Annotated in this window: 11 protein-coding genes; 4 read left to right on the forward strand and 7 right to left on the reverse strand. The window is 60.1% G+C overall.

Annotated elements, in window-relative coordinates; translation table 11 throughout:
• Positions 1 to 110 precede the first annotated feature (110 nt).
• The 4 genes from ACTIF6_RS00805 to ACTIF6_RS00820 all read right to left on the reverse strand — a co-directional run bounded on the left by ACTIF6_RS00805 (position 111) and on the right by ACTIF6_RS00820 (position 4,525).
• Positions 111 to 1,265 (reverse strand): hypothetical protein, encoded by a 1,155-nt coding sequence (locus ACTIF6_RS00805; protein ID WP_439586099.1) that lies wholly within the window; start codon positions 1,263 to 1,265, stop codon positions 111 to 113.
• Positions 1,266 to 1,299: 34 nt separating this feature from the next.
• On the reverse strand, positions 1,300 to 3,168 hold the full coding sequence (locus ACTIF6_RS00810; RefSeq protein ID WP_439586100.1) for a hypothetical protein: 1,869 nt from the start codon (positions 3,166 to 3,168) through the stop codon (positions 1,300 to 1,302).
• Between the two features lie 138 nt (positions 3,169 to 3,306).
• Entirely contained in the window at positions 3,307 to 3,795 is a 489-nt protein-coding gene (locus tag ACTIF6_RS00815) for a hypothetical protein (RefSeq protein ID WP_439586101.1), read from the reverse strand.
• A 25-nt stretch (positions 3,796 to 3,820) separates the two neighbouring features.
• Positions 3,821 to 4,525: an HNH endonuclease gene (locus ACTIF6_RS00820; RefSeq protein WP_439586102.1), complete on the reverse strand. Its 705-nt coding sequence runs from the start codon at positions 4,523 to 4,525 to the stop codon at positions 3,821 to 3,823.
• Between the two features lie 379 nt (positions 4,526 to 4,904).
• On the opposite strand from ACTIF6_RS00820, the gene ACTIF6_RS00825 reads away from it, so the two are divergent.
• Entirely contained in the window at positions 4,905 to 5,213 is a 309-nt protein-coding gene (locus tag ACTIF6_RS00825; RefSeq protein ID WP_439586103.1) for a hypothetical protein, read from the forward strand.
• A gap of 21 nt (positions 5,214 to 5,234) precedes the next feature.
• Here the strand turns inward: ACTIF6_RS00825 and ACTIF6_RS00830 are convergent, their stop codons facing one another.
• Entirely contained in the window at positions 5,235 to 6,332 is a 1,098-nt protein-coding gene (locus tag ACTIF6_RS00830; RefSeq protein ID WP_439586104.1) for an endonuclease NucS domain-containing protein, read from the reverse strand.
• A 47-nt stretch (positions 6,333 to 6,379) separates the two neighbouring features.
• The gene (locus tag ACTIF6_RS00835) at positions 6,380 to 7,228 is read right to left on the reverse strand and encodes a hypothetical protein (protein WP_439586105.1); all 849 of its coding nucleotides are present in this window, start codon (positions 7,226 to 7,228) and stop codon (positions 6,380 to 6,382) included.
• A gap of 627 nt (positions 7,229 to 7,855) precedes the next feature.
• Here ACTIF6_RS00835 and ACTIF6_RS00840 point away from each other — a divergent pair.
• Genes ACTIF6_RS00840 through ACTIF6_RS00850 form a run of 3 tightly spaced genes read left to right on the forward strand, consistent with a single transcriptional unit; the run spans position 7,856 to position 9,854 of the window.
• Positions 7,856 to 8,248, forward strand: coding sequence for a hypothetical protein (locus tag ACTIF6_RS00840; RefSeq protein ID WP_439586106.1), 393 nt, complete (start codon positions 7,856 to 7,858; stop codon positions 8,246 to 8,248).
• Positions 8,245 to 9,372 (forward strand): helix-turn-helix domain-containing protein, encoded by a 1,128-nt coding sequence (locus tag ACTIF6_RS00845; protein WP_439586107.1) that lies wholly within the window; start codon positions 8,245 to 8,247, stop codon positions 9,370 to 9,372. Before ACTIF6_RS00840 ends, ACTIF6_RS00845 begins: the two co-directional genes overlap by 4 nt.
• The gene (locus ACTIF6_RS00850; protein ID WP_439586108.1) at positions 9,369 to 9,854 is read left to right on the forward strand and encodes a hypothetical protein; all 486 of its coding nucleotides are present in this window, start codon (positions 9,369 to 9,371) and stop codon (positions 9,852 to 9,854) included. Before ACTIF6_RS00845 ends, ACTIF6_RS00850 begins: the two co-directional genes overlap by 4 nt.
• Here ACTIF6_RS00850 and ACTIF6_RS00855 read toward each other — a convergent pair whose 3' ends face one another.
• On the reverse strand, positions 9,855 to 10,835 hold the full coding sequence (locus ACTIF6_RS00855) for a hypothetical protein (protein ID WP_439586109.1): 981 nt from the start codon (positions 10,833 to 10,835) through the stop codon (positions 9,855 to 9,857).
• Between the last annotated feature and the right edge of the window lie 50 nt (positions 10,836 to 10,885).

A 10,885-nucleotide genomic window follows, 5' to 3' on the forward strand; every position in this document is an offset into this window, starting at 1 on the left:
CTCCTTGAAAAAGGCCTCAGTTTCCAAGCGAGCACTGCCCGCGTGCGCAAGGCGCATGAATTGCTCCATGGATGGAACGATCTGCAATCCGGAGCGGCAGCGCTTTTCCCTCAGAGCCCGCCCGGTGAGGGCGTTCGCTCTCTCAAAGGTGTCGGTGGGTCGGAGCGCGCATCCAGAAAGCGCTGCCAGGGTGGCGCGGTCTCCAGCGCCTGCAGTGCCTCCTGCCGCAGCGGGCCTTCTGGCAGTTGGCGCGCGGCATCGCGCATCAACTCGGTCGCGCCCGCATCGTTCAGCTCGCGCACCAGGTGACAAGTGTCGGGGGTCACCAGTTGGCTGAGGAACGATTGACTCTGCAGCTGCCATGCGCCGCGAACCAGGGAAACGATGGACACGGCGTCCTGGTCGCGCAGCGCAGCCGAAATGGCTTGCGGTGACATCAGATCCTGCAGCATGTGCTGGCAATCTTTGACCGGCAGTTGCTGGGCGGCATGCACGGCGAAGGCGAGCAAGTGAGGATGCGTGGATGCGTGAGCTTTCAGCATCGAGCGGTTGTTTTCCGTGAGCAGGTCTTGCAGCACCTTCGTACGCCGAGCCTTGTCGGGCAATTGCTCCGCCGCCAGAACGGTACACACCAGAAAGTTTTTGTCATTGGATGTGGCAACTGCTTTCACGCAGGCATCTGAAAGCAGCAGGTTCTGGAAAGGTTTCACCCACTCCTCAGAACCAACCGGCAGGCAACTGGCCATGGCATAGGCGGTGTCTGAAATCGCGCGCGGATCAAGAGAATCTGCCACGGCTTGGCAGACTTCAGCATCCGGATTCAGAAGCATTCCCAAGTGTTTGGCGCGATCGTTCGGCTCCAATTTGCTGATCGATATGGTGAGCGCCAGCTTGCCGATCGTCTGCGCCGAGCCGGCGTAGGCCAACCGATCCAGGGTGTAGGGCGTCAACACATCGCTCATCCATTCCGCCTGCTCCTTGGGCCCCAGCTCCAGCGCCGCCCGCGCCACCTCGCTGGCCATCTCGGGATGCAAGGCACCGATGAGGCGGCGCAGTCCGGTTGGGAGCAATTTTCGGAAGAGGCTGGGCCTGTTCTTTCCGCCTACTTGCTGACGGGTGACCATGGAATGGATCTTCCGGCGACGGATCTCCAGACCGGCCAGGCTCAGGCGCATGGGATGTGGTCCATGCGTGGCTTCCACGGCGCCGGGGTTGGGCAACGCCAACGCATCAGGGGCAAGGGATACGAAGGGATCGTGGGGCATGGCGGCTCCTTGTGTCTTGATGGGTCAGCCGCGGTCAAGGGCCACCCAGTGACGGAGAGCGCGCCGAGACAGACCTGCGGTCCGGGGCTTGTCCACCCAGCTTTTCCCAAGGCTGAACCGGGCGCAACGCAACCTGTCTCTCATCGTTCTGGGGGAGATGGGCCAGTCGGCCTGCGCCCTCGCGCATGATTTCCAGAAAAGCTTCATGGTTCATCCCGGCGACTGCGCGGCAGGTACCTGGCGTCACCAGGCGTTCCAGCACCTTGTCACCCTCATGTCTTGGCAACTGAAAGGCAGCGCTCACGGCCACGGCCAGCAGGTCGGGGTGGGTAAGTGCCTGTTTCTGAAGCACCAGGCACTGCTCATCGGCCAGCAACTTTCTCAGTGCCTCCGTGCGCTGGGACTCGACCGGCAAACTCGTTGCGCTCGTAGCCATGGGCCCTATCCCAAGGCCTCTTCCCGAGGTCACTGCCTTCAAACACTCCTCGGAAAACAGGCTCTGGAACGCTTTCGACAGCTCGCTTTCCGCCTGTGCCAGGTCCGACTGCAGGTACCTGGACATGGTGCAGGCAGCGGTGGCGATGGCAGCTGGGTCCAGAGAATCTGCCACCGCTTTGCAGGCACCCCATTCCGGATCGAGCAGCACTCTCAACATCGCCCTTTTTTGTTCGTCTGATGTGGAGGTGGCCCGCACAACGCTGCCCAGCTCATCAACGATGGCTTTCACGTCTTGAGATTCGATCGCCTGCGACAACGCTTGCTGCGGATCCGCCAGCGGACCACTGGAACGCACCTCCTCAACCCCCACATCGGCCCATTGCTCGATCGATTTCAGCTTTTCCAGGCTCATGACCGGGATCTCCTCATCCAGTCCCAGCTTCTCCTGAACCGCCTGGCGCTGCGAGCCGTGGGGCAACCCCTGTGCGGCGTCGCACATCACCTCGATGGTGCGCTCATCGTTCAGATCGAGGACCAGTTGACAGGTGTCGGGAGTGACCAGTTTGAGCAATGCCGGTCCACGTTGATCGGATGGCAGATGCCACGCGCCGCGCGCCAGGGTCGCGATCAAACTGCCGTCTCCTTTGTGCAGCACCGCAGAGATGGCATCGCGCGATATCAAACCCTGCAGCGCGCTGACGCATTCGCCCGCCGGCAGGTGCTGAGCGGCAAACACGGCGAATGCCAGTGATGTGGGATGACTGAATGCTTCGCGCCGCAGTATTGACTGGTTGTCCTCCGTCAGCAAACGCCCCAGCACCTGTGTGCGCCGATCCTTGTCGGGCAGCATGGCTGCGGCCAGTGCAGTGGAGCCCAGAAAAGCATGATCGCCCGACGTGGCCACCGCGTCCACGCAGTCATCGGCGAGCACCACGTTCTGCACCGTTTCCAGCCATTTCCTGGGGCGCTCGGGCAGGCAATTGGCCATGGCATAGGCCGTGGCCGAAATGGCTTCCGCATCCAGAGATTTCGCCACGGCGGCGCATGCCGGGCCACCGGGGTTCAGCAGCTTTCCCAACAGCGCTGCGCGCTGGGGCTGCGGCAATGTGCTGATGGCGATGGAGAGCGCAAGTGAACCGATCGATCTCGCATCACCAAAGTCAGCCGTCCATTCCAGCGTCTTTGGGGTCAACATCTGGTGCATCCATTTCGCCAGCTCGGCGGGCTCCAGCCCCAGTTCCTGCGTCGCCTGCGTCACCGCCGCTGCCATCTCCGGGTTTGATTGGCCGATGGCGTCGCGCAGTTCAGAGGAGATCACGGTCCGGAAGACGTTGAGCCGATCTTCGCCACCTGCTGGAAGATGATTGATCGCGAACAGGATCGCATCGTGGCGGCGTTGCAAAGCATCCGGCGTCAACGTTGCAGGACGTGGATGGTGTGCGGAACGGTCGACGTCGACGGGCATGGAGGCTCCTTGAAAAGGGCCTCAGTGTCCAGGCGAGCACCACCTGCGTGCACAGCGTGCATGAAACGCGCAGTGGATGGAACGATCTGCAATCCAGACCGGCCCGAAGACCACCCGCGCGCCTGATGGCGCCCGCGCTCAGGCCTTGCGCCGCGCCGCCACCAGCCGCTCGAAAGCGAGCAGCCGGCTGCACTCGAACAGGAACAGGCCCAGCAAGCCGATACCGCCCACCAGCGACAGATACACCCCCACCACCATGAACTCCGCACCACTCTCGGTGCGGCTCGTCATCATCGAACGCATCAACGGCCCCGCCACCAGGGCGGCCGCAGACGCCACCACGCCCAGGTAGATGCAGAACGTGCCCACGCTCCGCATCGCCGCCACCAGCCCCGTGGCCTGCGGCGAAGCGAGCACATCTGGAACGCGCACCACCAGGTAGATGCGGTACAGCGCCACACACAGAAAAACCAGCGGCCCCAGCAACGGCACCACCGCGAAGCCCGAGCCGCCCAAGGCCATGCTCACCCAGGCGGTCTTGGCCAGGCCCATCGGCAGCACCGCCGCGAGCAGCACGAAGCAGTAGGAAATCTTCAGCGTCTTGGAGGGGAGTTGCTTTTGGGTCATGGGGTGGGCTTTCTCAAAAAGTCGCTCAATGGGCGCGAAACACCACGTCTCGATGAAAGTCCATGAACGGCTGGTGTTTGGCATTCAGCGTCACGCGCATGTCGGCGGAAATGCCCAGCTTCTCGGACTCCGTGAGCTGCGGGGACAGCATGATCGGGCCGGCAGGCAAGAACGTGATCAACCCGGAGTCGAACGCCTTGTCCAGGTTCGGCGTGAGCAACAAGCCATTGAACTGGTCGAGCCGCTCCAAGCTGTTGCACGAGCGCCAGGGCTTGATGTGGGACGCAACCAAAAGATTCGTGTCCTTGAACCCCGTGACCGCGCAAGCCTTCCAGTGCGACAGCACCTTTTGCCGGAACACCCCTTGGCCGATGCGCGCCTTCACCAAGTTCATGCGTTCCGTCGCGTCCAAACCTGGGTCGGTCAGGATTTGATCGATGTCCTCTTCCACATCGCCGCTGTGGCCGTCCGTCAAGTACTTCGCAAACTGCGCCAAGGCGCTGCTGTACATGTGGTGGCCGGTCTCGTTCCTCTGCTGAAAGATCGGCAGCCGTTGAATTTCAAGCGCGATTTTCTTGAAAGCCGACTCACTCCGCAGCGCAGTCAGCGGGCCAGCGGTCAGTTTGGCTTCTGTCGCCCAGGCTGATAACGGCCCCTCAATCGCGCTGGCGTACTTGCCAATGCTCGACGCGCTCAGGCCGCGATGGCGCATCCAGTCTTCAAAAGTCATGACGCACCACTCCCTGGCCGTTGAGGTGGGCTCAAGGATACCGTCACGGGTACGGGTTATCGTGGCTTTTCGCAAGCCGCTTTCATGGGGGAAAACCGGATACCCGTCGCTATACTGCGCCGGTCACGTCAAAAAAAGGCGTGATCGGGATTGGCGTCCCGTTTCCTCCGCTGCGACGCAAGCCGCAGCCTTCTGCACCGCAGTAGCTCTGCGGCTTGCCTGTTCGTGCCTCCAGGTTTTGGCGGCTCGTTCAGGGAGCCGTAAGGCTCGCCGGCTCGTGCAAGCGGAGGACCGGTACGCCAACCTGGACGAGCTGCCGCCCTCGCTTCGACGTGAGTGCGGCGGTAGATGCAATCACCGCACTCACAGGGAGGCTGACATGGCCAAGTTCAATCTTCGTGGCGCATTTTCTCGCGCTGACTCCAACCCCATCGATCCCAGACTCGTTGTCCTCGCCACGCAGGCGGCTGATCAAGCTGCACTACTGGCCGTGATGGTGCAGGCGTACACGGCGCTGGAGAAGATCGTTACGCATGACCGGGACTCATTGGAGCGAGCGGCTACGCGTGAGGGGCTGGGGTCGTTGATGCGGGCGCTGAATGGGGAGATGGGGAGGCAGGTGGAGGGTTTGGTCCACGGGACCGCTGCTCTTCAGGAACTTGTAGGCGCTGATTGCGAAGTGCCATAACGTCAGTTGATGTGAGGACGGTTACCTTAAAGCGCTCGGCGTCGAGAAAACTTGCTTCAACCTCTCCACCGTGTGTCGCCACTTGGGGGTTGTTGGCTGGCACACCGTGTTCTGATTTCCAAAGAGGCCGACTTCATTGAAGGCCTTGCTCGCCTCCAGGGTGTCGATCCACCTCACCTTGACAAAGTACTCGCTCAACTCTGGTGTGTCCGCCAACGCCTTGTACTTAGCACCGTGCTCGACCACATCCATGACGGACTGTTCACCGTGATCCGTCATCACGGTGAACTCGCTGGCGGGTTGAACGGCTTGTTCAACGATGCCGACACCCACATACCCCTTCTTGGGAATGTTGACCCAAACCCTGTCGCCGGGCGACAGCATCTTGAGCGTCTGGCTGTACCAGGTGCCGCCACCTGCGCTGATGTAGCCGTATTTGCGTGCGTCATCCCAGCTGCGGCTAAAGGTGTTGCCGAACGACACGTAGTACTCACCGTTCCAGGGCTCCTTCTCCCCAACGTTGCTCTTTCCAACCGCAGCGTTGGCTTGCGTCTCACCAGGGTCAATCAGCCAAGTGCGGCTCAACAGTTGGTGTTCGCCATGATGGAACACCTGAAAGAAGATGACGTTGATCGGGATGTCGCGCTCATTGAGGTAGCCAACGATCCGTTCGGTGGACGGGTCAAGCTCTGCGGCAGCGATGATGATCTGATGAGTTTGGTTAAGAGAGTCTTCGTCCAAGGGTGCGCCAAAGCGATTCAAAAACGCTTCTTCCAGACTGCCACCGCTGGAAAAACGACCGTAAATCTGCACCAGCTTGTCGGCTGTTAGGTCTTGCAACCAAGACGCGTAGTCCAACGCTTGGGCCACGATTTCTCGTGGTGTGCGGTCGCGTTTCAGCTCAATCAAGACTAACGATCCGTCAGGCGCGATGGCCAGTAGGTCGATGCGGCCACCAAAGGTTGTGATCTCCTGTCGACCGATCAACATCCATTCGTTGGACAAGATGCGTGGGTCGCGCACGATCATTTCTTCTAACAACTGTTCGCTGGGCAATTTGCCGGTGGAGAGCGGTTGTGGCTGCAAGCCGACTTGCCATATGGCGTGCTGAATGGGCATCTCTTTCCTCTTTTTCTCGTGTGGTGGGCGCTTTGTCTTGGGGCCAGCTACTTCACGGACTCGGTGTTCTTCGTTGCAGACCGATCAAGGTTGACGTTAGTGCCGTCGATGCCGTGACGGGCGAGATACCTCTGGGCTCCACCCCAAAGGGCTTTGCGCCATTCCGTGTCTCGGTCTGGAAGGGGATTGATTAGGTCTTCTGGATGCCAACCGCCACGACGGCAGTTCGCGACTTCAGGAATGAGCTTCTTGCCCGCCTCCAACTGCTGGAGCTGTGCTATTGGCACATCGCTTCCCAACACCCAGATGCCCAGTGAGCGGGCCAGCGCGATCGCGGCGAGCAGGTTTTCGAGGCAAGGAGCGTGGTGAAGACTCCAGTGGTCAGACAGCAGCCAGTAGCGGGTGAACTCTGACCCGTCCAGGCCATTTGATGTCTCCTCGTAGATCAAACAAAGAGGTCCGTGGCCGCTGGGAATCTCTTGGCCCCATGGTTTCCAGACCAGGAGGAAGCGGGTGACGTTCGGCGCTAAATTAAGTCGGTTAGCCAGCCAATCTCGATAGCCCACCGGCGCCTTGTAGTGGTCCTCCAGCAAGTGGGGCGCTTGCTCGACGAGGTCGAGCCAAGAGCGACTGATGGCCAGATGATCTGCGGCCCAGTTCAGCAGTTCCGGCGTGACCTTGTCTTTCAGCTTGTCTGGTGTTGAAAACGCGGCGTTGGGTAGCTTCAGCTCGGGCGGCAGAAGGCGGGGGATTTGCTGGCGGGCAATGCCGTAGGCCTCGAAGGCCTCGATGAGGCGCTTGGCCTGAGCGCGGGCTGGGTCCAGTCGATCGCGAAGCAGGTTGCACGCTTTGCCCAGTAGGCCGAACGCGTCGGTGGCTTCGCCTACGAAAGACATGCTCAGGCCACCTCGTTGATTAGAGATTCGGCCAGGAGGGCTGGGGTGGCTTGGTGAGCGGTGAGAGGCTGGGGTCGTTGATGCGGGCGCTGAATGGGGAGATGGGGGGGCAGGTGGAGGATTTGGTTCGAGGCACGACCGCGCAGCGGGACTTTGTGCTTGAGGAGACTGGTGAGTGGTGAAGGCGATCGAGATGACCGGTGAGGCTGGTACTGGTCGCCAACCGCGAACCAAGTAGACGGGTTCATCAAGTCAGTCAACATCCTTCCAGGCTCCCTAAAACTGCACAAACGGGCATCCTACAGGCACTCCTTGATTGCAGAAGAGCGAAAGCCCCCTTTTTGAATCTGTAGCCGCCAGCCCTCAATAGCTTCTTGACAAAAATCTATACTGATTAAAAATACAGTTCTATTTGAGCAAAGGAGAGCCATGTCTAGCTACATCTTCGTGTCGCCTGGATCCGACCCCGGAGCCGGGCTCTCCCTCGTGGATCCAATGCTCAGCTCTTCGAGGCCCTCGATGGGCACGTGCAGGCCAGACCTGAGGCGCATGGTGAAGCCTGGGGACCACATCTTCGTGATCAGTGGAAGCCGCGGGCGAACCATTCCCCAATACGTTATCGGAGGTATGCAAATCGATAAGAAGCTAGAGGACCAGCTTGAGGCTCTACGACATCGTCCTGAGAACGCGCTGCACTTCGATGGGAAACAGCGTGCCGGGAACATCATCGCCCTGCCGGACGGGACTCAGCACCCGCTTGACGACCACGACAAGCGGGATCGCGAAAAATTTGAGAGCCGCATCAAGAACTACATCTTGGGCAAAAACCCGGTGATGCTTGAGACTCCCAGGGAGGTCGAGATTGGCCGCGACCGGTCTGTCGGCATTCTGTCGAATATCTTCGACGTGCCTGGCTATCGCATGCAGCAGGTGGTCGGGCGCGGTCGCAAGCTGTCCAACGCGCAGGTTGACCAATTGCTGCGCGCTCTTGATGACATCAAGCGAGAGGCTCGCAGGTGACCAACATCGCCGCTCACATGGCGAGTAAGAACCTGACAGTGGAGAAGGCATCCGAAAGGGCTGGCATGACTCCCAAGAGGTTTCAGCAGATCGCGGATGGCGCAAAGGCAACGCTTGGAGAGATGCGTGGTATCGCCAAGGCATTGCAGGTCCCGGTTTCAAGCCTGATAGAGCGGGAGCAAGAGGAGGCTGAGCCGATCAAGATGCTGTTTCGGCAGACTTTAGAGCAGCGCGAAGCTGTCGAGGTCGCATCTCATGTCGATGTGCTATCAGCGCAAGTTCGCGACGCGCTTTCCATCGCGCATGGGCTACCCTCGGATTTGGCGTGGTTGGACCTCTTCACTGGAATGGAGCCAGTTCCCGTCAACGCATCCGCATTTGCAGACCTGTTTCGTCAGAAGTTCGGAGGCATCGACGACCTCGAGCCCTTCCCGGATTTGGCGCAAGTGCTCGCCGCCATGGGCGTGTTGCTTATGTTTTCGCGCGACCCTACTGTCGAAGGAGTCTCGGCGATCGTTGAGGGCCACGCGATTGTGATCATTGGTCCGCGCACTTTCAAGCCGCGGATGCTCTTCACGGTTGCCCATGAGCTTGGGCACCTAGTTGCTCACCACGACCAGCGCGGACAAGGCTACGCCCACTTGGATAAGGAGGCCGACTGGTCGCGCAGTCCCCGGCGCACTGAAGAGAAGTTTGCCGATGCGTTCGCCTCCGCGATTCTGCTACCCCGGCACGGTGTGCTTAGGGCCTTGAAAGTCGTGCGCGAACACCTCGGTATCTCTCAACAGCCCTTAGGGGCCGCGGAAATCGCCTGGATCGCTCATCTGTTTCACGTCAGTTTCGAGGTTGCCGCTAGGCGCTTCGAAACCTTTGGCTTGTTGCCCGCCAGTGGCGCGCGCGCCTTTTACCAACGCTTGCAGGACGATTTCAAGAACCCCGAGAAGTTCGCCGCCGACGTCGGTGTGCCGGTGCGACAAGACCTTGTGATCGAAACCACCCCGGCTCTCATGCATTCCGCCGCGGCGAAAGTGAGAGCCGGCAAGCTTTCGCTGGGCAGAGCTGCGGAACTGCTGAACGTTCCGGTTTCGGCCATCGTGGTCGCGAACTCGGAAATCCCCGCGTGATCGTCATCCTCGACGCATCCACATTGATCAACCTAGACAACGGCCACGTCCTCGCCGAAGTCCTCTCCCTTCCGGACAGGACTTTTCAAATAAGCCCTGAGGTCATGCGCGAGTCGCGCACCGTCGCCAAGTCGATCAAGGCTGCCGTGAAGCGTAGGGAGATCGATTGGGTGGATGACACTGTGATCGATGCCGAGGAATATGCGAACGCACTTGCTGTTTGGGGATTGGGTCCGGGCGAGACTGAATGTATCCTGGCCGCGAAGACGCAGGGTTGCTCGGTCGCCTGCGACGACGGGGCCGCTCGCAAGGTGATCGAGCGCGAGATCGGAGCCGCTCGCGTGACAGGGTCCGTTGGCCTTCTTCGCGATGCGGTAGTCGCAGGACTGGTCACCCATGAAGAGGCATTCGATGCCTATCAGCAGATGAAGCGCCTTGGTGGCTTTCTGCCCAACCTGTCGCTTGCCGACTTCAAGCCCTAGCTAGATCGTCTCAGGGCGCAGCCCCAATTTGTCCTCGCGCACCGCTCCGGTGGCGTTCAAGGCCAGCTTCTTACGCACGCCTACAAACGGGTTGCCGATTGTCTTTTTCATCTGGCCCGAGGCCTGGAATGTCTCCCCACACGAGTGACACTCGTGGTCGATGTGCGGGGTAAATGCGTGCTCGCCATGCTCGAAGTGTGGCTTACCGCAGTGCGAGCAAAAGAGATCAATCACGCGGCCTTCGAGATGCGGCATAGCCGATTGGGCCATGTAGGTTCTAACCTGCTCCGGGTCCAATTTGATCCCATCGATTGTCACCTTCGCGTAAGTCTCATCGACATCGGGCATTGCCTGTTCGCTTGTCTTGAAAGCATGCAGATGGATGCCCGTCATCTCGGGTTCGTTCGACGTCCAAAGGATTGCCGGGTTCGACCCCCATATTTGTATGCCGCCCGGAAAGTCGCGTTGCTTAATCGAAATCGAATCCGGAGCCTTGCGCTTCCTTGTGGGCTTCGCGCCGAGCACGTGGCGCAGTTCGGCGATGGGATTGCCGACGCCAGCAGCCGTGTCGGAGAACTGGCGACCACAGCCATGGCACTGGTGCTTGCGATGTAGATGCACTGCGAACCAGTCGCGGTCCAGATGCGGGAAACCGCAGTAGATGCAATTGACGGGAATGGTCTCGAATCCGAAGACGTGCGAAACCATGTAATTAATGGCGTCAATCTCATCGACGTCGACCCAGCCGTCGGAGAGCAAGTCCGCGCGATGTGGGATCCGCAGCCGTCGGTAAGTCCAATCAATATCCTTTAAGCCTCCCTTGGTTGACCTAGCGTGAACGTGAATGCCGCGGTCGGTGGGCTGGGTAGTTGTGTCGTAGACCGCGGGGACAGAACCCCATAGGGCAATTCCGCCAGGGTAGTCCGCGAAATCCAGGTGCAGTGTCTCTTCAGCCTTGATCGGCGGATCGTCAGCCGCCACGCATTTGTCCGCGGCCACTCCGTATTTGGCTGTAGCGTTGGCGTGGTGCT

It is taken from the genome of Hydrogenophaga sp. (assembly GCF_051860785.1).
Lineage (GTDB): Bacteria > Pseudomonadota > Gammaproteobacteria > Burkholderiales > Burkholderiaceae_C > Hydrogenophaga.